We start from the raw sequence: 22,063 nt of genomic DNA on the forward strand, positions 1-22,063 counted from the left end.
CCATGCTGGCTCAATAGACGAGTTTATAAACCGCCATAACGGCGACGAGATAATCGCAGAGGCAGGAAAGCTACAAATCGCCTACGCAATCTCGAAAGCAGAGCGGCTATGCTTCGCCAACGATTCCCAGGTTCTGCCATTGAAGATCATTGACTCAAGAACGCACTGATCGCCATCGCGCCTCGTTACGATCAGAAGCAGACTGTCCGCACTGTGTTTTAGCGTCATGGGTCCAGCTTCATCACCGCCATACGGAAAGGGAAACTGCTGACCTGTTTTGAGATCGCCTACGAAGGCTATAGAACAACTCGACCCGCAGCCAATTTGCGTAATCGCGTACTGACCGGAGAAATTGACTCCCGCCTTCATGCCGTTGGTAATCCGAGTGCGAAAGATCGCGAAGTCGCGGTCCCGCCCTTTGAAATCCGGAAGCCTTACTGGACCCGCATAGATGCCGGATACAGGAAATCGATCCATCGACAGGAAGGACAGATCGGAATTCGAGGCGATTTCAGTATCGTCGCCTTCATTCATTCCTTCATTGTCGAGAGCTTCTTCTTGAGCAATGGCGCGCTCATCCCAGAGCGAAGCCATGAGATCATATTTTCGATCCAACTCGTCAGCGCTCAGGACTTTGACAGTGACAATACAGCGGTTTTGACGAATGACCTCGACAAAGCGTGCGCTGCCTTTTTGTCGGTAGATGGAAACGACGCTGCCATCCTTTCGCCCGACATTCTCTGAATGGGATTTCAAATCCGCATTATGGCGATGAATATCTGTTTCTTTCAGGCATGCAGAATTGGCGGCTATCGTTGAGGCGACAACCGCGAGAAACGAAATGCCAGAGAGTTTCGCAAGCATTGGCGATCCACCAGTCGATTTAAACGCAGAGGCTCACACGGGCGAATGTCTCATCCGTGATCTCATTAGATTAGACGACCTTCGGTCTGGTGAAGAGTACGAACATTCCAAGGACGATTGCGCCTAATACCCACACTGTCAGCACCATCGCCATACCGATACCGGTTCCGATTGCCGCTCCGGCTTGTTCCGCACCTGTAAGTGACGCCATATCCTTCGTGGCGGCATTGAAGCCTGTAATAGCCCATAACAGCATTAGGGCGTTAAATCCGATGAAGGACCATTTGAACAGTTTCCCAAAGAAACCGCGCTTTGGCTTGCGAAGCTGTGTACCGCAAGATGGGCATTTGAATGCCGCGTCGCTGACGTTGTTATTGCATTCGGGGCAGCTAATAAGCGCCATGGTCAATTCTCCTATTTGGAAATGTCAGTAAATTTGAAAAGGAATTCTGGAGCGGTCATTGCGCCGCGAATGGTAATGCTCTGCTCGAACAAGCCATCCGCTTCAGCGCGGATGAAGTTCCCGGAAACCTTCACCTTGTCGCCAACCGACATGTTTACGAGGGCAGCGTAAAGCGGAGTTCCCTTTTCGATCAGGGTCGAATGCAGGACGTCGGACATCGCGTTGTTCCATGTCGCCAGATCGATGTTTGGTGCGACGCGAACGACGACGACCGCATTGCCGTCGCCGTTGGTTTCCAGCTTGCGAAGCGTACCTGACCATCCATCGGCGCGAAGCTGCCCACCCACTGCTTTCAAGATCGCCATACGACGTTCGTCTCGCAGAACACGTTGCTGAAGCTCATTTCCGGCAGCGTCAAAACGGGTTTTGTAATCGCTGATTGCCTCGATGAAAGTTGCCTGCTGTTCTGGTAAAGGCGCGACGGTGGATTTTACGGCTGACGCAGGAGCAGGACTGTTGCCCGCGACTGCACCTTTCAACGCCGCCTAGACGTCGTTGAGTACATAGCTATCGCTAAGGTAATTGGGTTTGACCCGGCAGCGGAGCTTCACGTTTTAGCCGCTCAATTTGATTTGAAATCGTTCCGTGGGTAGATCGTGGTAGATACGGCTACCTTACCGGCTGAATTCACCGCCGTGAATCCCGCGCCAGCTTCCAACCCGATCACCGTCGCAGGTATCCGTTAAAATTGTCCGTTGGTTACGCGAACTTTCAATTGCGGGCAGATTTCAACAAAAGCGGCTTCCATTATCTGCGAAACCCTATCGGAAGCTTCTTCGATTTGGTTATTTCCCAACTGCATGAGTATTGCGTCGTGCATCGGAAGCAACATCGAGTCTATTCCAAATTCTTTATCAATTTCTATCAATGATTTTTTAAATATGAGAGATGCCGTTGATTGGACTGCATGGCTCAGTGCCCATCTTTTTTCTTTATGACTTAATGCTCCTCTTTGAGCACGCCTACGGTGATTACCAAGAACGCTCTTCACATAGCCGTTTCGGGATAAATTTGTCTCCGCGTCAGCTTTGAATTTTCTCACGCCACGAAACTGCTCAAAAAACGCATTGACTGCCCGCTCGATCTTTAATCGGCTTGTTTCATCAGCGTTCTTTCCTGCCACCAAGGATGAGATACCGGAGGCAGACATTCCGTAGCTAAACGCCAAAAAAACCTTCTTTGCGAGGTCTCGTGAAACTCCCGAACCAAATAGGCTCGTGCTAAGCGCGCTGTAAACATCACCTGTATTGTAGAGTCGGATCAGATCAACATCTTCAGACAGAGATGCCATTATTCCCGGTTCGAACTGCGAATAGTCGAAGTATACAAGACTGTGCCCGTCTTCTGAAGCGATGACTGACCTAAAACGTCGTCTCATTTCTTGGAGGTAGGGATCTGATACCAAGATTCTTCCGCTGATGGTGCCGAATGGATGAAATACCGGGTGAACACGCTCGTCTGCGTCCGAGAGCCTCGTAAGGACCGCGACGTCTCTGCTCGCTGCCTGATATTCGGTGAAGGATTTGGCGAATGTCGACGTGTGAACAGCGAGTTTCAGCTGATCGCGGAGGGCATAGCCCTCGATTTGCTCATCAATTGCAGGAACATCGGTTTTCGGCAGATGTTGTCCAATATTCCAGTAGGTTAATCCTGTGGCGCTGATTTGGAGAGTTGTCGCGACCTCTCTGTACGCCTCGTACTTGGCAACCGAGGCCTCTTCCAATGCGGCGGATATGCGAGCTTTGTCGATCGGCAAACCCTTGAATTGGCGGTGATAAAAAATCTGTGCGACAGGGACTTCAACCTCGTAGAAGCGCGCAACTTCACCGTGAGTGATAAGCAGTTCTTCGACTTCTCTCCACAGCGAGGTAACGGCGTTCGCGACCAATCCAAACGTCGCTATCAAATCGTCTTCCGGCGGATGAAGTTCTCGTCCTTCATGAAGAGCTTGAGCCCGCCTCCAATCACTAGGTGAACCGAAGTGTGATTTTGCCCGTTTCCAGAAACTCCACCGTTGCTCTCCGCCATCCGATTTCGCGAGCCCGCATACAAGTCGTATCGCTTCGCCCATGTCTATCAAGACGCGTGGAAGCGAACCGCCACTTCTCCGCAAGTCGTCAACGAGCGTCATCGCATCGTAAGTTATTGCAACATCAATTGCTTCCGATATATTCTGGGCAGCGACGGGGACGATGTCTGTAGGACTTGCGATGGCATATTTTGAGCCACCAACACCATAAGGGTCGGGAAAATAAACCAGAAATTCAGTCATAGTCGCGCTCTTGTTCGATATATCTAGTGATCGAAACCGGCTCAAGTTTTTCCGCGTAAACACCGCCTCGATTTAACGCACGGTATGCTCCTTTTAGATCATCCCTAAGATAAGCGCTAACGTGGGTATTGATGCCTACTTCCTTGCCGTTTGCCGGACGAAAATGAAGTTCCTGAACCGCGATGATAGCATTTCGCTGCCCCAAAAAGCTTTTTAGCTGATGGAATTTAGTCGCTATTAGTTCACGATCTTCGACGGTCCCAAACGCGCCCAGATATAGGGTTGCTCCAGCCCGGGTTGGATTATCACTGTGCTCCGAAATGATGATTCTGGCTCTCTCCAATAGAGCGTCCGAACGAAATTCCTTCTGTGTCATCAGAACCCAAAGGCGGTAATTCTTCCAATTATAGATTCCCTTCGAGTCATCGATCAAATGCTCCACGATCGCGGTGAAGTCGCCAACATTCAGCTCAATCGCTCTGAGATATCTGCAAATCTGGTCCGTAGCTACGGGGGCAGCATCTAAGCCACTTATAACAAGTGGTGTGAGGTCGTTGAAGTAAGCCCCCGGAACCTTAAACTCGCTGCATCGCGCCAGCGTTTCAAGGCGATTTATGCAGAAGCGAAATTCTCGACTATGGAATTTTCCAGCTGTGAGTGTTTCAGTCGCCAGCTTCTTGAGTGGAACAAATGAACGCGAAATGGGGTTGAGAGCCTTGCTCGCCCATGCTGAATCTATCCGCTTCATTTCAATGCTCGGCAAATCCAAGCAATCACGTATGCGGCATTCATCTTCTGCGGCGACGATGTTTGTCTTTCCGCCGTTCACGAACTGTCCAAGTGGACGCAGTGCCAAGATTAGTTCTTTCAAGGCGAGCTTGGCGGCACCCTCAGATGGACAAACGATCTTTATGTCGTCCATGTACCGAAAATAGGTATATCCTTTTTCCAGCATAACTTGATCAACGGATCGCATATAAACATTTGCGAGAAATGACGACGCGTCACGGTTCTGCGGTAGTCCCCTTTCTATATTAAACGACCAAGATGACAGACAACTAAATAACTGTTCGATATATTGGCGAAGCTGCGATTTTTGCCCGGCGTCGGCATCCAATGACGGAACCGACTCCAACATAATTTCTTTTAACTTCTTGAGGTTGATGTTCTCGAAGTAATTTGCAAGATCGGTAGAAAGAAGGACAGTTCCGGGCTTGATTGCCGACTGAACGCAGCCAAGAAAGTCATTCCACGCCTGTATTCCGTTTCTAAACACGTACTTTGAGTCGCTTCGATCACCAGCTGCACTTCCATTCGCTCTATGGCTGAAAACCCATTGGGATATCGTTCGATCGTAAAATGGAAGGAGATGCATTGCCAAGGAATGATAGATTGCGCGATCGGTAAAACTTGTTTCCAAGGCATATCTAAGCGTAAAATTGCTCTTTGGGACATTGAGCAATAGCGCCTGCGCGGGACTATATGTACCGTGGTTCTTTTGGAAATTTTCCAAAATTATATTCGGCAGCAGACCCCCTGAAATGAAATCGTTATATCCGATGGGATCAGGAAACCAATCGTCCCTGAAATCGGTTTTCAGCTGTTTAATTACGACTGTCTCATCAAAAGAAATGCTACCAAGCTGAATCGCCATCGAAGCCCCCAATTACCACCGAGGCTAACACGCAAAAGTTGATTTGAGGAGAGTGGTCTGAAAATTGTCCACCCTGTATCGACGTATACAGACGGCGGCTCCAGTCTCTCGTGTGGGCACGTTTTTGAAAGACCCTCACATGCTACGCAAGTTGCTACAAAACTTGACGTCGGGCACGAGGTTGAGCGGAAGCCGTGTTTCCAACGACGAATATCACCGTGACAAAAAAGATCCATTTACGCACAGAGAAACTCGGCATCGGGACCTTGTGAACACCTTAGGGAATGCAAGTTTAAATCCGGTGCAGCATTGCTTCAATTAGCGGCGAATTGCTAATGAAATTGCTAATAAGCTGTTCTATAAAAACGCTGAAAAATCAATTAAAACAGTAGCGATCGTCACCCGGATCAGGTTCAAGGGTCCGGCTCATCGCCATCTCAGCACCGTTCGGTGCTCCCCTCGGAAGAGTTTGTTTTGTAGGTCAAGTTTCATAAATGTCAACGTCCCGCCGCCGATCCGTCGTCAGGCGTGATCGTGAATGCCTGAACGGGCCTGCGCTGGTGCGCATCTCCCACTAGCGTATTAGTTATTAAGGAAATTAGATTTATCGAAAATTAGTTATCTCTTGAAACTGCCTTTCAATATTGTTCGGCTAACTTTCGCTCCGGGGAAAAGTTCCGGGGGCGAATTTGAAGAACATCTGGCAGGATAAATCGGGAAATTTCGGCATTCTCAGCGCCCTGTTGATGGTGCCCCTGATTGGGGCCGCCGGCGTGGCACTCGATGTGACGCATGGCATGGCCGTCAAATCGGACCTGCAGATGGCGGCGGATGCCGCGGCGCTTGCTGTGGTTGCCGATACGTCGGCGAGCGTTCAGAAGGCAAAGGAAATGTCGGGTGACGGTGTCATTTCGCTTGGCAGCAGCGAAGCCTCCGCATTCTTTGAAAGCAACGAGCGGGCCAATCCCGACTATAAGCTCCTGTCTCTTGATGTGTCGGTTATCAAACACGGTAACGCGATCGAATCCTCGGTCAGCTTCAAGGCATCCGTCGGCACCACGCTTTCACGGATACTCGGAGAGGATCTCATCACCATTTCGGGCAAGGCGACGGCAAAATACGAGACGGAAACATTCAGCGACTTCTATGTCCTTCTGGATAACACCCCCTCGATGGGTGTCGGCGCGACGCCAACCGACGTTGCTAAGATGGTTGCGAATACGAGCGACAAATGCGCTTTCGCCTGTCACATCGTGAAAGACGGGGTGGTGGATAAGAACAGCTATTACTACAAAGCCAAAAGCCTCGGGGTCACAACGCGCATCAATGTGGTGGCGCAGGCCACGGCAAGCCTGATGGATACGGCGAAGTCCATGCGCAAAAGCAGCAATCAATATCGTATGGCGGTTTACTCCTTCGGAGAGAAAGCGGAAGATACGAAGCTGCTCGAAGTCGTTCCCTTGACCTCGGATCTGGCGACCGCGAAGAAGAAAGCCGCGGAAGTCGACCTGATGTCGATCCCCAAGCAGGGTTTCAACAACGACCAGCAGACCGATTTTGACCGGGCACTGACCCAGATTGGAGACAGGATCGGCTCTTCGGGCACCGGTGCGAGTTCGGCGAGCCCGGAAAAGATCGTCTTCTTCGTTTCGGACGGCGTCGGCGACAGCTACAAGCCATCCTCCTGTACCAAAAAAACGACCAGCGGCCGCTGTCAGGAACCGATCGATATCAAATATTGCACGAAGCTGAAGGAAAAAGGCTTCCGCATAGCCGTGCTTTATACCACCTATCTGCCGCTGCCGACCAATGGCTGGTACAATAGCTGGATCGCGCCATTTCAGCCGGAAATCGGTGCACGCATGCAGCAATGCGCTTCGCCGGGCCTGTTCTTCGAAGTCAGCCCGTCGCAGGGCATCAGCGAGGCGATGACCGCCCTTTTCAAAAAGGCCATCACATCACCCCGCCTGACGGGGTGATGGCAGGGACGATCTCGGCTATCTTTCAGCCGATGGTGCGGAGTTGTTCAAACAGCGGCCGATGGCTGCTATCTGCACGATAAAACACCGCAGGCTCGCCGAGCGGCGCTTCGACGGTGACGTCCTGTCCGCCGGGATAATGCGCGCCGCTCCACAGGTGCACCCATTCACCGTCGCCCGGAAGATAGAGCGAGCATTGCGTTTCGCCCGCTTTCCAGACGGGTGCGACAAGCATGTCCGCCCCGAACAGATAGCAGTCCTGAATGGTATAGGTCCGCCGGTCATTCTCGTAGTGAAGAAAGAGCGGACGCTGCACCGGCAGGCCCGTCCTGGCCGCTTCCGCCGAGAGCGATTTCAGATAGGGGGCCAGCGCGACATAGATGGATGTCATGCGGGCGAAATGGGCAAGAACCGCCTCATCCTGATCGATCTGGAGATTGTCGCGCGGCCGGTTGCCCTCATGGGTACGCATGACCGGCGTGAAGGCGGCCATTTCCGTCCAGCGCATGATGAGTTCTGCCGTTCTGACATTGCCGAACAGGCTGGTGTAACCGCCAATATCGGAATGGTGATAGGCATTGCCCATGAGGCCGGAGGAGAGCGCCCCGCAGATGACGGTGACCAGACCGTCGTGACGGGAGAAGTCGACAGACTGGTCGCCGCCCCAGATGAGCGGGCAATGGGCCTGCACACCGGTGAAGCCGGCGCGCATGAAGAACAGCGCTTCGCCGGTCTTGCCGCGACTTTCGACGGCCTTGGCGTTGACCTCGGCCCAGAGCGTTGGCCAGGCATTGTGCATCAGCTTGGCGTCGACGCCGTTGGAAAGGGTAATGTCGATCGGCAGATATTCGCCGAAATCGGCCATCCAGCCGGAGAGGCCGAAATCGAGCATGTTCTTGCCGATGATTTCCTCGGCAAACCAGTCGGCAGCGGCCGGATTGGTGAAATCGACCACGCCGCAATCGAACTCGCCGAAATCCACCAGCGCTGTCTTGCCCTCGGCGTCGGTGGCGAAATAGCCGGCTTTTTCAGCCACCGGGAACAGCGGGCCATCGACGCAGAGATAGGGGTTCACATAACCCAGAAAGCGGATGCCCTGATCGGCAAGCTCGGCGATCTTCTGGCGCAGATGCGGATAACGCGTATCATTCGCCTGCCAGTCCCAGAACAGGCGCGCGCCGAAGGATGTCTGGCGAAGACCCACCCAGTCTTCGCACCAGAGGCCGGACACCTTCGTTCCGGCCGCGCGGATTTTCTCCAGTCGAGCAAAGGAGTTGACGCCGTCCTTTAACCCGATGATCGCACCGTTATAGACCCACTCCGGCAGTTCCGGCTGGCGTCCGAACCGCAGCGACAGGGCGGAAACGATATCGGTGAAATGATCGCCGGCGACGAATTCGATCTTTTCGGGGATGGCCCAGATTTCGATCTCGTGGAAATCGCCGTTGCGGAAATCGAAGACCGAATAGGCGCTTGTTTCCACATGGAGGGCGTATCTGCGCGACGACAGGTAAGTCGGCTGCGGGTAGTTGGTGTTGTAATAATCACCGCCCGCCTTGCCGCTGACATCGGACTTGAAGGTGATCTCGGTGGTCTTGTCGCGGCCGACCCCCGGCTCGGAGGTCCAGAGCGGAAAGCGGCGACCGCGCATGTCGAAATAGGATATCTGCTCGCCGCCGCCCCAGACGTGCTCATCCGTTTCCGCAACGACGCGCAGCCAGAGGCGGTTGATGGTGTCATCCAGCGCCGTTAGCCGCATCGCGCTGCCATCGAGCGTCAGGCGAAGGCGCGGTGCCTGTCCCGGCGCGGATGAGAGCGTGATGCTCTCGCCGCTGACCTCGGCGTGGCGCAGGGCGGTTCGTTCGATAAGGTAGTCCTCGATATCGAAATTGCCGCGATACATATCCATCCTCTCCTTGCCGAAACCGGCGAAGAAGGCCGGGTTTTCGGATGAATGGGAAAGTATGGTGCGATTCCCGATGGTGAGCGCAAAGCCGTCTTTGGTCTTTTCGAAATGCATGACTGTACCTGTTTAGCCCTTGAGACCGCCGGCGGTGAGGCCGGAGACAACCCGTTCCTGAAAGATGACGATCAGGATGGCGACCGGCACGATACCTACCACCAGCGCCGCCGAGATGACCGGCCACGGGAAGGCGAATTCACCCTGATAAAGCTGGATGCCGACAGGAAGCGTGCGGAGCGCCGGATTGGAATTGAAGGAAAGCGCCAGCAGGAACTCATCCCAGGCATTCACGAAGGCAAGGATGCCGGCGGTGAAAACGCCCGGCGCGCAGAGCGGCACGACGACCTTGAACAGCGCGCCAATGCGAGTGCAGCCATCGATCATGGCGGCGTTTTCGAGATCGCGCGGGATGCTCTCGAAGAAGGAGACCAGCATCAGCGTGCAGACCGGCAGCGAAAGCACCGTGTAGGGCAGGATCAGCGCCGTCCAGCTGTTGAGCAGGTTCAAGGCACGCATGATTTCGAACAGCGGCACCAGCAGCGTGACGAGGGGGAACGTGGAGACGGCGATGATGAGCGAGAGGATCAACGCGCGATATTTGAGGTTCAGCCGCGCCAGCGCGTAAGCCGCCAGCACCGAAATCAGGATGGTGAGGGCGGTGGAAAGCAGCGCCACCATGAAGCTGTTGAACAGGAAGAGATGCAGCGGCTGATCGGAAAAGGCCTGCATGTAATTGGCCAGCGTCGGCGCATGCGGAAACCAGGTGATCGGCTTGACCGTCAGTTCCGCCTCGGTCTTCAGCGAGGTGAAAAGGATCCAGATCGCTGGAAACAGGCCGTTGACCAGAAGAATGGAGGCCGCGATGAAGCGCAGCGGCTTGCCGGAAAAGAAGGATGACAGACCGGAATTCGCAACGGTGCTCATGGGATCAGTCCTTCGTCCTGATAATGCGGAGATAAATGGCGGTGACGCACATGGAAAGCGCAAACATCATGACCGCCAGCGCCGAACCGTAACCCAGATCGAGGAAGGAAACGGTGTTCTGGTGAATATACATGGCAAGGGTCGTGGTGGATGTGCCGGGGCCGCCGCCGGTCATCATGTAAGGAATATCAAAGGTCTGCAGCGCTGTGATGGTGCGGAAGATGAGCGCGACGACAATCGAGGGCTTGAGAAGTGGCAGGGTGATTTCGAAGAACTGCCGGATTTTGCCGGCGCCATCCACATCAGCCGCCTCGTAGAGCGAACGCGGAATGGTCTGCAGGCCGGCAAGGATCATCAGCGCCATGAAGGAGGATGTCTTCCAGATGATCGTCAGGCAGATCGCCGCAAAGGCCCACTTCGGCGAATTGAACCAGATGATCCCTTCGAAGCCGAAACGGTTGAGAACATCATTGACCACGCCATATTCGTAATGGAAAAACCATGCGAAGATGAGGCCGGCAAAGGACAGCGGCAGCGCCCACGGGATCAGCAGCGAAAGCCGCATCGGCCATTGCATGGAAAAAGGCAGGTTGGCGAGCAGTGCGAGGCCAAGGCCCATGATAAGCGCGCCGGGCACGGTGATCAGCGTGATCAGCACCGTGTTCCAGGTCGTTTCCCAGAAGATCGGGTCGTCGAACATCGCCGTGTAGTTTTCAAAGCCGATGAATTCCGCCGGCAGGCCCGACGTCAGCGAAAGGCTGAAAAACGAGGTGTAGACGAGCCGCGCCACCGGATAGACGATGATGAGCGACAGCAGGATCGCCGCCGGCGCCAAGAGAAGCACGGCCAGCGGCCGGTCGCCGAGATCGAGCCACCGCGTCCAGCGCGGCTGCGGTTTCTCGTCCACCCGAACCATGTTTCTTTCCGGCATTGTCACGTCTGCCACTCCCGCAACTGGATTCACGTCGTCGTCTCCCGAGCGGACGGGTTCTACCCGGCCCGTTTATCGCGCCCTTCAGGCGGCTTTATTCCTGTCAGTCGAAGCGGCCGGAAAGGGCATGGCAGGCATGCCGCTTTCCGGCCCATAGCTTAGCGCAGAACGCGCCGCAGACGGCTTTCCATCTGCTTTGCGCCATCCTCCGGCGTCATAACGCCGGCAAGCACGCCGTTGACGGTGGTGCGGATGGTTTCGCTGACCTCGTTGTAACGCGGCGTCACGGGGCGGGCCTTGGCGGTCTCGACGACGGGCAGGGCATCCGCGAACCACGGGATCGCCTTGGTTACCTCAGCATCCTTGTATAGTGCGGCATAGGTCGGCAGAAGCGCAGCGTTGATGGCCATGAACTTCGAAACATCCTGACCGGAAAGATATTCCACCAGCTTCTTGGCTTCCTCCTGCTGCTTGGAATAGGCGGAAACGCCGAATTCCCAGCCGCCGAGGCAGGTCGTCTGCTCGCCGCCCTTGACGGCCGGCAGGCGGGCGACGCCAACCTTGTCGTTCACCTGCGATTCCTTGCCCTGGAAATGGGTCCAGGCATAGGACCAGTTGACCGCGAAGAGCACTTTACCTGCCTGGAATTCCTTGCGGGTGTCGTCGGTCGCCACTTCCGAAATGTTCTTTTTGGAAATGCCTTCGTCCACGAAGCTCTTCCAGAGCTTCAGCGAATCCACCGCCGCCTTGTTGTCGAAATTCAGTTTGCCGTTTTCAACCAGCGACTTGCCTTCGCTCCAATAGGGCAGGAGGAAGGTGCAGACAGCGCCTTCGATCGCCTTGCCCTGGAAGGACAGGCCCTGAAGCTCGGGGTTCTTTTCACCCTCCATCACCTTCTTGGAGGCTTCCTTCAGCTCGTCCCAGGTGGTTGGCGGCTTGATGCCGTATTTGTCGAGCAGGTCCTTGCGGTAATAAAGGAACATGGAATCGGCAAAGGCGGGCAGCGCCACGATCTTGCCGTCCACCGTGTTGGCTTCGGCATAGGTCGGCAGATAGGCCGACATGTCCTTGCCGGAGAAATCGCTTGTCCAGCCAGCCGTGGCGAATTGTGCGGGGCGGATGACGTCGAGCATCAGCACGTCAAGGCTCGAATCCTTGGCCGACATCACGGTGTTGAGATATTGCGCCTGCATTTCCGAGGTGTTGCCGCCGGTCTCGATGACCACCTTCACGCCGGGCGTCTTGGCCTCATATTGATCGAGCGCCTTCCGCCACACATCGGGCTGATGCTGGCTGGAAACGAAGATCTTCAGTTCGGCATCGGCAAAGGCCTGTCCCGAAAAGGCGAGCATGGTTGCGCAGAGCGCGGCACCCATGAGGGCTTTGCCCTTGATGGTTTTAAATGTCATGTGTTCCTCCCATTATTAAACCTGTTGGCCGCAGCGTTTCCTCGCCCGGCGATCAGTGGATCGAGCGTTCCGTCGCGGCGTCGAAAAGATGGACCTTGGACGGATCGACGCCGATCTTCAGTTCCTCATTCGGCGCAGGCCGCAGATGCGGTGGCATGCGTGCGGTCAGCGCCGCATCGCCAAGGCTGAAATGGACGAGCGTGTCCGAGCCGAGCGGCTCCACCACCTGCACCTTGACCGCAAGCTGCGTGTCGAAGCCCTCGACGGGGCCGAAATGTTCCGGGCGAATGCCGACGATGACTTCGCGCCCTTCGAGACCCGTTTCGCGAGATGGCCGGATGGCTGCCATCGGCAGGGAATTGCCGTCGGAAAATATCAGCCGGTCGCCGCTCACCTTTGCGCGGGCGAAATTCATCGCCGGCGCGCCGACGAAGCCGCCGACGAAGACGCTTTCCGGACGGTTATAGACCTCGTCCGGCGTGCCGACCTGCTCGATATCGCCGCCGCGCAGGATGACGATACGGTCGGCCAGCGTCATGGCCTCCACCTGGTCATGGGTAACGTAGATGATCGTTGTGCCGAGCTGCTGGTGCAGCCGTTTGATTTCCGTGCGCACCTGTCCGCGCAGCTTGGCGTCGAGGTTGGAAAGCGGCTCGTCGAACAGAAACACCTGCGGGCGGCGCACGATGGCGCGGCCCATGGCCACGCGCTGGCGCTGGCCGCCGGAAAGCTGGCCGGGCCGACGGTCGAGGAGGTGCTCGATGCCGAGCATCTTCGCCGCTTCATCGATGCTGGCATTGGCCTGGGAGGCGCTGACACCACGCACCTTCAGGCTGAAACCCATGTTTTCGCGCACCGTCTTGTGCGGATAAAGCGCATAGTCCTGAAAGACCATGGCGATGTCACGCTCGCGCGGCGGCAGCCGGTTGACGACACGGCCGCCGATCTTCACTTCGCCGCCGGTAATGCTTTCAAGCCCGGCGACCATGCGCAGCGTCGTCGATTTGCCGCAGCCGGAAGGGCCGACGAACACGACGAATTCGCCATCGTTGATTTCAAGGTCTATGCCCTTGACGATGCGAAGCGCACCGTAACTTTTGTCCAGCTTGCGCAGGCTGACCGAAGCCATATTTTCCTCCTCACGACCGGCGCGTCCAGAATTCGGATGGACGCCATTGCCGGTATCAACCTTCAAGTTCCACGCATCGCATCGTCGAAAATCGATCCCGATTGTCTGGCGATATCGTGGGATGGCGAAACGCCTGTCTCCCTGAGGACGTGATATTACCTTTCAAAAAAAGGAAATCAATAGTGTATCAATTTTATTTCTGACAGAAATCAAAAACTATTAAGTCATTGATTTAAAGAAATATAGTCGCAAAACTGCCCGCAGGACAGGCCGCTGCTTGCTTGCCTCCCGTCAAATTTCTCCATTCACCTGGATCACGCGAATTTTGTGCAGTCTCAACGTATGCGAGAAACGTATCGGGCAACGGTATGATCGAACCAGGTCCATGAAACTTCGGCCACCGCACCGTCCTGCGCTTGGCTCAGGCGCAACACCCGCGGCACCAGCGCGCCTGATTTCTGACCGAAGACCTCGGGTGTCCATTCGGGTACTTCGCCGAGATCGATGCGATCCTCCGCCTTCGATATCCAGAGGTTGAGACGGGTGCGGTAATAGAGATAGAGGGATTCCGACATGTTCTCGATGGCGATGGTGTCGACGTAAGAACCGTCCAGCCAGATTTCTTCGATGGCCGCCGGTTTGCCGGCAATGCGCCGCAGGCGGCGAATCCTGTGTCCTTCGGTCGATGTGCCGAAGGCGGGCAGGTCGGCGGGCTTGGCAAGGCGGGCCACATCCAGAACCTCCGCCGTCGGCAGGCCGCCGCCCTCGATCAGTTCAAGCCGGAAGAAGGCGTAGACGCTTTGCGGATCGCTGACGGCGCGAATGTAATTGCCCGAACCCTGCACGCGCTCCAGCAGGCCGCGCTCCTGCAATTCGGCGAGCGACTTGCGAAGCGTGCCAACGGCGATGCCGAGGTCGGCCGCCATATCGCGCTCCGGCGCGAGCTTCTCGCCATCGATCAGCCGGCCCGCCGCCACTTCGCGCACCAGCATTTCCGCGATCTGCATATACATTGGCAGGCTGCCGCCAGTGTGTTTCATATGCCGTTTCCTCCCCCGAAACAAAAATTGATACATCATTGATTTACATATTTCTTGATGTTATGCAAGAAAAACGAGAGCGGCCCTGAGGAGGAATTGCATGACCGTCGTACCCGTTACATCCGCTGATCTCGATGCTGCCGAGGTCTCCTGGTTTTCCGCTTTGTGTTCCGATGACTACGCCTATCTTGGCGTGCCGGATGGCAGCCTGCGCTCCAGTTTTGAGCATTGTTCCGATATCGTCAAAAAGGCCGAAGAACTCGGTTTTCGCAACATTCTCTGCCCTTCATCCTATCAGGTCGGGCAGGATACGCTGAGCTTCGTCGCCGGCTGTGCGCCGATCAGCGACCGCATCAATTTTCTTGCTGCTATCCGCTGCGGCGAGATGCAGCCGATCATGCTGGCGCGCACGGTGGCGACGCTCGACCACATGCTGAAGGGCCGCCTGACGCTCAACGTCATCAGCTCGGATTTCCCTGGCGAAGTGGCCGATAGCGCGTTTCGCTACAAGCGCAGCCATGAGGTCGTTGAGATTCTGCGCCAGGCCTGGACGCGCGACACCATCGACCATGACGGGGAAATCTACCAGTTCAACGGCGTCTCCACCGAGCCGGCAAGACCCTACCAGCAGAATGGCGGACCGCTCCTTTATTTCGGTGGCTATTCGCCGGATGCGCTCGAACTCTGCGGCGCGCAATGCGACGTCTATCTGATGTGGCCGGAAACGAAGGACCAGCTTGCAGACCGCATGCGTGCCGCAAATGAACGCGCCGCCGCCCATGGCCGCACGCTGGATTACGGCCTGCGTGTCCATATGGTGGTGCGCGATACCGAACAGGAAGCCCGCGAATATGCCGAGCATCTTGTCTCGAAGCTCGATGACGAATATGGGCAACTGATCCGCAACCGCGCGCATGACAGCGGCTCGCTCGGCGTATCGCATCAGGCGCGTGCCCGCGAACTCGCCGACAAGTTCGGTTATGTCGAACCCAATCTGTGGACCGGCATCGGCCGGGCGCGTTCGGGCTGCGGTGCGGCGCTGGTCGGTTCCACCGACAAGGTGCTTTCGGCGCTGGAAGAATACCAGAAGATGGGCATTCGCGCCTTCATCCTTTCCGGTTATCCGCATCTCGATGAGGCGGAGCACTTCGGCACCAAGGTTCTGCCGCAGATGAAAACCTGCTCCCTGCCGCATGCCTATGGCCGGGTGCCTTCTGAAACGCCGGCCACGCCGCTCGGCAAAGGGGAACGCCACTGATGGAACGCATCGCTCTTTCCGACAAACTCGAACTCAGCCGCATCGTCTACGGCATGTGGCGCATAGGCGACGATGCCGATACCTCGCCCGCCCACGTGCAGGCCAAGATCGAGGCTTGCCTCGCGCAGGGCATCACGACCATGGATCAGGCCGATATTTACGGCGGATACACGGCGGAAGCCATTCTGGGTGCCGGCCTGAAAGCCGCTCCGGGGCTGCGTGACAGAATAGAAATCGTCACCAAATGCGGCATCGTTGCACCCGCAGGCCGTCACGCCGCCGCCCGTGTCAAACATTACGACACGACGGCCGGCCACATCAACGCCTCGGTCGAGGCGTCGCTTCGCGACATGGGTACGGATCACGTTGATCTGCTGCTCATTCATCGTCCCGATCCTTTGATCGATGCGGAAGAAACCGGCAAGGCGCTCGATGCGCTGGTGGCATCCGGCAAGGTCAAGGCCGTCGGCGTCTCCAACTTCCGCCCGTGGGATTTCTCCCTGCTGCAATCGGCGATGAGTAACCGGCTCGTGACCAACCAGATCGAAATGAGCCTTCTTGCCACGGATTGCTTCACCAATGGCGATCTGGCCTTCCTGCAGGAAAAGCGCGTTTCTCCAATGGCATGGTCGCCGCTTGGCGGCGGCTCGCTGTTCTCCGGTGCTCATGGCGGCACCATGGCCGCCTTGCAGCGCATCGGCAAGGAGCAGGGCGTGGATGCCACGGCAGTGGCGATCGCCTGGCTTTTGCGGCATCCGGCCAAAATCGTGCCTGTGCTCGGCACCAACAATATCGAGCGTATCAGAACGGCGGCCGATGCGCTCAACGTGACGATGGACCGCCAGACCTGGTTCGAACTCTACACCCTTGCGATTGGAAAAGAGGTGCCGTGATGACAGTGGCAGAGGCGATCAAAATGCCCAATGAGCATGTATTCGTTCCCGGCGGCGAAAACAGCCGCAGCTTCCGCAATGCGCTCGGCGCTTTCACGACAGGTGTGACGGTGGTGACCGCCACGACGCCGGAAGGGCCGATCGGCATGACGGTCAACAGCTTTGCGTCCGTGTCGCTCGATCCGCCGCTGGTGCTGTGGTCGCCGGCGAAAAGCTCGTCGCGTTATCAGGCCTTCAGCGGTGCAACCCATTTCGCCATCCACGTGCTGAGCGCCGATCAGGATGTGCTGAGCGCCCGCTTCACCCGCAATGGCCGCGCTTTCGACGATCTCGACTGGGAAATGAATGACGAGGGCGTTCCCGTCATTCCCGGCACGCTCGCCCGTTTCGAATGCCGGCAGGCAGCGTCCCACGATGCGGGCGACCACACCATCATCGTCGGCGAGGTGCTGCGCGCCGCCCATCGCGACGGGGACCCGCTGTGCTTTTCGGGCGGAGCCTTTGGAAGGTTTTCGCGGCAGTAACAGACGCTGCTGGTTTGCCTTCCGGCTTCCGGCGAGACAATGTTACTCCGCCCGCCTTCTGAAATATTTCACGGAGCGCGCCATCGCGCTCCGTTTATATTTATTCAGTCAGTAAAAACGACATTTTACGCTCTTCATACTGGAAAATATCTTCCAAACCGGCCTAGTTTACCTTTACGCGCGAACGGTGATTCGTCGGATCGAAGGCCGCCGTCTGTGCGGGTAAGGGAGAGTGAATGTCCGCTTGTTTCTGCCATGTCCTGGAAGGCGAAAGCCGTCCGATAGCGGGGACAGGTCAGGAGCCACGACGCAAAGTCGTCATTCTCGACGCAAAGGGTCTTCTTGTCCTGTTGCTTTCAATGGTCCCGGCACATGTCGCCGTGGCGGAAACGCTGCGCTGGACGGGGCCTGATGGAGGTGACTGGTTCACCGCCACGAATTGGGGGCCAACGCAGCGCGTGCCGAATGCGGACGATGACGCCATCGTCGATAGTTTGGGGCCGGCGATAACGATCGGCAACAGCGGAAGCATTGGCGGATTGTCGGTCGGCCTCGGCGCCGGTGGCAACGGTACGCTTGTGGTCCGTGGTTCACTGGATACGAAATCGTTCTACCTTGGTCTAACGGATGGGGTCTCCGGTACGGCAACTTTTTCCAGCGCGACCTGGAGTAACAGCAATCTTCTTTCCATCGGTGGTAACGGCACGGGAACTCTTGTTCTGTCGAATGGTACAAGGGCGGCGTCGGGCGACATCCACATAGGCGGATTCGGGACAGGAAACGGCTCCCTCACGCTTGATAATTCATCCAGCCTCTCCAGTTCCAATACTATTATTGTCGGTTACGGCAGCGGGACTTCGCTTGCAACCGGCCTCACAGGCAGCCTCAAGGTTTTGGCAGGCAGCACGCTGAAAAGCGTGAACAGCGTCATCGGCGACGATGTGGGCTCCCATGGCGTCGCTATTGTCTCCGGCGCCGACAGCCGCTGGGTGACATCGGACGAGATGGTGATCGGCGAAGCCGGTGTCGGCACTCTGACGATTTCGGGCGGCGGTACTGTTATCAATCGGACGACTGTCATCGCCAGTCTGGATTCGGCGGGCGGAAGTGGAGTGAAGGTCAGCGGTCGTGGTTCGTTATTGCAAAGCGATGGGGGGCTGAAGATCGGCGATGGCGGAGCGGGGACGCTTCTGGTTGAGGCCGCCGGAAAGGTCAAAAGCGGCGACGCCGTTGTCGGCTTCCAATCGGCCAGTTCGGCAACGGTGACCGGGGATAGGTCCAGCTGGTCGACCGACGATCTGGAGATTGGCAACGGAACGCTTAACATTACGGCGGGCGGTTCCGTAGACAGCGCCAGAGCGCGTCTCGATGCCGCTGCCGGGGCAACCGGTGCGGCCGTCGTCGATGGTGCGCGTTCCCTGTGGTCCGTGAAGGATGACATGGTGGTAGGCGAGAACGGCGCGGGCTCCCTGGTTGTCACCGCCGGTGGCCGTGTCGATGCCGGATATGTCGTTCTCGGCGAAAATGCCGGCGCGACCGGCTCAATCCGCATCGCTGGTGATGGAAGCATCTTGCGGAGCAAAAGCGATTTAGCCGTCGGTCATTCGGGCAACGGCTCGGCGGCGATCGAGGCTGGAGGTGCGGTTTTTAGCGACGATGGATATGTTGGGGAGCGAAATGGTTCCAATTCGACCGTCGCCGTGGCCGGCGACGGATCCCGCTGGACGATGACCGGAGAGTTTTTCGTCGGCTATGACAAAGGAGCAACCGGAAACGCCACGGTCAGTGCTGGCGGCGATATCCGGGCGGCGAATATCGTGCTTGGCAATATCGACGGCTCCTCCGGCGCGCTGACCGTCACCGGCACGGGCTCGACCGTTACAGCCGATTCCGCTGCGACCGGTTCCGGCGCGATTTATGTCGGCTTTGGCGGTTCCGGCAGCCTGACGGTGACGAATGACGCGTCACTCGATGCACATAACCTTTATGTTGCCAGTAAAACCGGAGCGGACGGCACTGTTCTGGTAACCGGCGTCGGATCACGGGCCACGGTGGCCGGGGGTATGGTCATCGGCGGTTCCGGAACCGGGGCGCTGGAGGTGACAGGCGGGGCATCCATCGCCACGCCCACCATCATCATCGCCATGTCGGCGGGTTCCACGGGGGTTTTGAACATCGGGGCGGCGGCGGGTCAGACGGCGCGTTCGGCCGGTGCTGTCGATGCGCGGACCATAAGCTTTGGCGCCGGCAATGGCAGCATCGTCTTTAATCATTCCGAGACCGGCTATCTTCTAACCGCCGATATTTCGGGGACGGGCAGGGTGGTGGCAGAGGCCGGCGTCACAACACTTTCGGGCAATAACAGCTATTCCGGCGGCACCACAATTTCGAGTGGTACGCTGAGGGGCACGGCGGGAAGTTTCGGCTCCGGCGGCATTGCCAATGATGCGCAGCTCGTTATCGATGGCGCGGGCACGCTATTCAATAGCATCAGCGGCACCGGCACCCTTAAAAAAACGGGAGATGGCAATATCGTCCTGACCGGAAACAGCACCTATTCGGGCGTAACCGAGGTTTCCTCGGGCAAGCTAAGCGTCAACGGCTCACTCGCAAGCATGGTGACCGTCGGCAGCGGTGCGGTGCTTGGCGGTTCCGGCACCATCGGCGGCCTGACCGTTGCTTCCGGCGGCACGCTTTCGCCTGGCAATTCCATCGGCACGCTCACCTCCACGGGCGATGTGACATTCGCCAGCGGTTCGGCCTATGCCGTCGAAATCGACGCATCAGGCAGTTCCGACAGGCTTGATATCAATGGCGCTATTACCATCGGTAACAATGTCAGTCTCGTCGTCACACCGCTGTCGAGCCCTTCGGCCTATAGTCTCGGCACCCCATATGCGATCCTGACGGCAACCGGCGGCATTAGCGGCGCATTTTCCAGCGTGGACGAAAATTTCGCCTACCTGATCGTCGGCGTCACAAAAAGCGCCGATAACAGCAAAGCCTATCTCTCTTTCAACCGTGTATCGCCCGAACCCGGGCTTCTTGCCGCGGCGACTTTGACGGAAAACGCACGCAGCGCCGCGAGGGCTGTTGAGGCGAGCGGGGATGCCTCACCGCTTTATCAGACGGCGGTGTTTCTCCAGTCAGACGAAACCCAATCAGCCTTCTCACAGCTTGCCGGTGAACTGCATCCTTCACTTGCCATGGCATTGATAAATCGCAGTCAGTTGACCCGTGATGTCATTCTCAACCGGTTGCGCAGCGCGTTCAAGGGTATTGATGCGCGTCCGATCCTGCCTGCTGTCGAAAGGGCGGGGGCATCGGATCCGATGAATATCGATGAAGGCTCCCTCACTTTCTGGTCAAATGGTTTCGGGTCGCGCGGACATATCGATGGCGATGGCAACGGCTCGTCGGTCAGTATGAAGGGTGGCGGCGTCTTTTTTGGTCTCGATGGTGATTGGGGCGACGGTTGGCGCACCGGTGTTGCTGCCGGTTATGGCCGTGATGTCATCAGCCAGAAGTCTTTTTTGGCGTCAGCAGATGTGGACAGCTTTTATGCGGCTGCCTATGCGGGCGCGGCAATTGGCCCGGCCTCGCTGCGCTTTGGAGCTATTCACGCATTTCAGGACGTCGAAACCCGCCGGGCGGTGTCGTTTTCGACATTGCAGGAAAATCTGGCCGCTGGCTATGACGCCTCCACCACGCAAGTCTTTGCCGAGGCAGCCTGGCGTTTCGATTTTGATCTCGTCCAGTTCGAACCCTACGCCAATATCAGTTATGTGAATACGAAGACGGATGCCTTCGGCGAGAAGGGCGGCATGGCCGCCGTTTCTTCCGGCTCTGCCAGCCATGACCAGCTTTATTCAACGCTTGGTGCGCGTTTCAGCCGTGATATCGCATTTGAGGGTATGGCTGGGCAGGCGATGTTCGATATCGGCTGGCGTCATGCCTATGGCGATCCGGCGGTTGAGAACACCTTGTTCTACACGGGTGGCCAAGGCTTTTCTGTTACAAGTGCGGCGATGGCGCAGGATGCGGCGTTGATCAATCTGGGACTGCGCTACGACCTCAATCCCGCCGCCACTTTGACATTCCGTTATGGCGCTGTTTTCGGAGCAGGCATGCTGGATCAATCCGCCTCTGCCGAACTGGGAGTCCGTTTTTGATGAGGCGTTGTCAAAACTTGGTTGGGAAGACAGCCCTCGCTGCCTTCCTTTCCGCCAATGTTGCAGCGAGTGCGCTTGCGCAGGAGGCAGCGAAGGTTGCTGGGCTCATGCACGAGGTTTATGGAAGCTGGCAGCTCGCCTGCGCGGCGCCAGCGAAAAAGGACGAGGCCGACCCGAACGCTTCAGTGGCGGTGGAAAAGCCGGCCTGCGCCATAGCCCAGGTCCAGCTTGAGGAGAAAACCCGCAAGCTTGTCGTCTCGGTCGAATTCCGGATTGATGATCCGAAAATGCCTGACAAATTGTCCGGCACCATCGTCATGCCTTTCGGCCTTGCCGTCACAAAGTTGTTTTCGGTGAAATCCGGAACTGTGCGGCTGCAGGAAGTGCAGGTTAGCACCTGCCTGCCCGTCGGCTGCATCGTGTCCTTCACGCCCTTTGTCGAGCTTGTCTCGGCGCTTGAGGCGGGAAAGACATTAACGATCGAAGCCCCCGATCTGCAGGGCCGCACGGTGTCGTTCCAGTTGCAGGCGGCGGGTTTTTCCGAGGCGCTGAAGCGCCTCGGAAATCTGCGTTAGAGCGTTTCCAGTG

General features: G+C 56.9%; 17 protein-coding genes. 6 read left to right on the forward strand and 11 right to left on the reverse strand.

Going from position 1 to position 22,063, the window contains the following annotated elements; genetic code table 11:
• Window positions 1–81: 81 nt before the first annotated feature.
• From PIB16_RS13570 to PIB16_RS13590, 5 genes are all read right to left on the reverse strand, one after another.
• Window positions 82–864 carry a hypothetical protein gene (locus tag PIB16_RS13570; RefSeq protein ID WP_271045754.1) on the reverse strand — a complete coding sequence of 261 codons (783 nt, stop codon included), beginning with the start codon at window positions 862–864 and terminating at the stop codon, window positions 82–84.
• A 70-nt stretch (window positions 865–934) separates the two neighbouring features.
• Window positions 935–1,267: a zinc ribbon domain-containing protein gene (locus PIB16_RS13575; RefSeq protein ID WP_271045755.1), complete on the reverse strand. Its 333-nt coding sequence runs from the start codon at window positions 1,265–1,267 to the stop codon at window positions 935–937.
• A gap of 11 nt (window positions 1,268–1,278) precedes the next feature.
• Entirely contained in the window at window positions 1,279–1,806 is a 528-nt protein-coding gene (locus PIB16_RS13580; RefSeq protein ID WP_271045756.1) for a hypothetical protein, read from the reverse strand.
• Between the two features lie 203 nt (window positions 1,807–2,009).
• On the reverse strand, window positions 2,010–3,599 hold the full coding sequence (locus tag PIB16_RS13585; protein WP_271045757.1) for a DNA polymerase: 1,590 nt from the start codon (window positions 3,597–3,599) through the stop codon (window positions 2,010–2,012).
• The gene (locus tag PIB16_RS13590) at window positions 3,592–5,253 is read right to left on the reverse strand and encodes an RNA-directed DNA polymerase (RefSeq protein WP_111794132.1); all 1,662 of its coding nucleotides are present in this window, start codon (window positions 5,251–5,253) and stop codon (window positions 3,592–3,594) included. Before PIB16_RS13590 ends, PIB16_RS13585 begins: the two co-directional genes overlap by 8 nt.
• Window positions 5,254–5,942: 689 nt before the next feature.
• Here PIB16_RS13590 and PIB16_RS13595 point away from each other — a divergent pair.
• Window positions 5,943–7,232 carry a pilus assembly protein TadG-related protein gene (locus tag PIB16_RS13595; RefSeq protein WP_078052559.1) on the forward strand — a complete coding sequence of 430 codons (1,290 nt, stop codon included), beginning with the start codon at window positions 5,943–5,945 and terminating at the stop codon, window positions 7,230–7,232.
• Between the two features lie 25 nt (window positions 7,233–7,257).
• On the opposite strand, the gene PIB16_RS13600 is transcribed toward PIB16_RS13595, so the two are convergent.
• The 6 genes from PIB16_RS13600 to PIB16_RS13625 form a co-directional block, all read right to left on the reverse strand.
• Window positions 7,258–9,252: an alpha-glucosidase gene (locus tag PIB16_RS13600; protein ID WP_271045758.1), complete on the reverse strand. Its 1,995-nt coding sequence runs from the start codon at window positions 9,250–9,252 to the stop codon at window positions 7,258–7,260.
• Window positions 9,253–9,264: 12 nt separating this feature from the next.
• A complete protein-coding gene (locus PIB16_RS13605) occupies window positions 9,265–10,119 on the reverse strand; it encodes a carbohydrate ABC transporter permease (protein ID WP_003519886.1) in 855 nt (284 codons plus the stop codon).
• A 4-nt stretch (window positions 10,120–10,123) separates the two neighbouring features.
• On the reverse strand, window positions 10,124–11,035 hold the full coding sequence (locus PIB16_RS13610; RefSeq protein WP_271045759.1) for a carbohydrate ABC transporter permease: 912 nt from the start codon (window positions 11,033–11,035) through the stop codon (window positions 10,124–10,126).
• A 173-nt stretch (window positions 11,036–11,208) separates the two neighbouring features.
• Window positions 11,209–12,459 carry an ABC transporter substrate-binding protein gene (locus PIB16_RS13615; RefSeq protein ID WP_271045760.1) on the reverse strand — a complete coding sequence of 417 codons (1,251 nt, stop codon included), beginning with the start codon at window positions 12,457–12,459 and terminating at the stop codon, window positions 11,209–11,211.
• 52 nt (window positions 12,460–12,511) lie between these two features.
• Window positions 12,512–13,588 carry an ABC transporter ATP-binding protein gene (locus PIB16_RS13620; protein ID WP_271045761.1) on the reverse strand — a complete coding sequence of 359 codons (1,077 nt, stop codon included), beginning with the start codon at window positions 13,586–13,588 and terminating at the stop codon, window positions 12,512–12,514.
• A gap of 335 nt (window positions 13,589–13,923) precedes the next feature.
• Window positions 13,924–14,628, reverse strand: a complete 705-nt coding sequence (locus PIB16_RS13625; RefSeq protein WP_065655620.1) for a GntR family transcriptional regulator — start codon at window positions 14,626–14,628, stop codon at window positions 13,924–13,926.
• 100 nt (window positions 14,629–14,728) lie between these two features.
• Here PIB16_RS13625 and PIB16_RS13630 point away from each other — a divergent pair, with 100 nt between their 5' ends.
• The 5 genes from PIB16_RS13630 to PIB16_RS13650 all read left to right on the forward strand — a co-directional run bounded on the left by PIB16_RS13630 (window position 14,729) and on the right by PIB16_RS13650 (window position 22,050).
• A complete protein-coding gene (locus PIB16_RS13630; RefSeq protein WP_271045762.1) occupies window positions 14,729–15,886 on the forward strand; it encodes an LLM class flavin-dependent oxidoreductase in 1,158 nt (385 codons plus the stop codon).
• The gene (locus tag PIB16_RS13635; RefSeq protein ID WP_065655621.1) at window positions 15,886–16,779 is read left to right on the forward strand and encodes an aldo/keto reductase; all 894 of its coding nucleotides are present in this window, start codon (window positions 15,886–15,888) and stop codon (window positions 16,777–16,779) included. Before PIB16_RS13630 ends, PIB16_RS13635 begins: the two co-directional genes overlap by 1 nt.
• A complete protein-coding gene (locus PIB16_RS13640) occupies window positions 16,779–17,303 on the forward strand; it encodes a flavin reductase family protein (RefSeq protein ID WP_003519878.1) in 525 nt (174 codons plus the stop codon). Before PIB16_RS13635 ends, PIB16_RS13640 begins: the two co-directional genes overlap by 1 nt.
• A 236-nt stretch (window positions 17,304–17,539) precedes the next feature.
• Window positions 17,540–21,475: an autotransporter domain-containing protein gene (locus PIB16_RS13645; protein WP_271045763.1), complete on the forward strand. Its 3,936-nt coding sequence runs from the start codon at window positions 17,540–17,542 to the stop codon at window positions 21,473–21,475.
• Complete coding sequence (locus tag PIB16_RS13650; RefSeq protein ID WP_078052567.1) at window positions 21,475–22,050, forward strand: invasion associated locus B family protein; 576 nt, start codon at window positions 21,475–21,477, stop codon at window positions 22,048–22,050. The genes PIB16_RS13645 and PIB16_RS13650 overlap by 1 nt, the downstream gene beginning before the upstream one ends.
• Window positions 22,051–22,063: the final 13 nt, after the last annotated feature.

The sequence above is a fragment of the Agrobacterium sp. ST15.13.015 genome, assembly GCF_027871645.1.
GTDB classification, from domain to species: Bacteria; Pseudomonadota; Alphaproteobacteria; order Rhizobiales; family Rhizobiaceae; genus Agrobacterium; species Agrobacterium leguminum.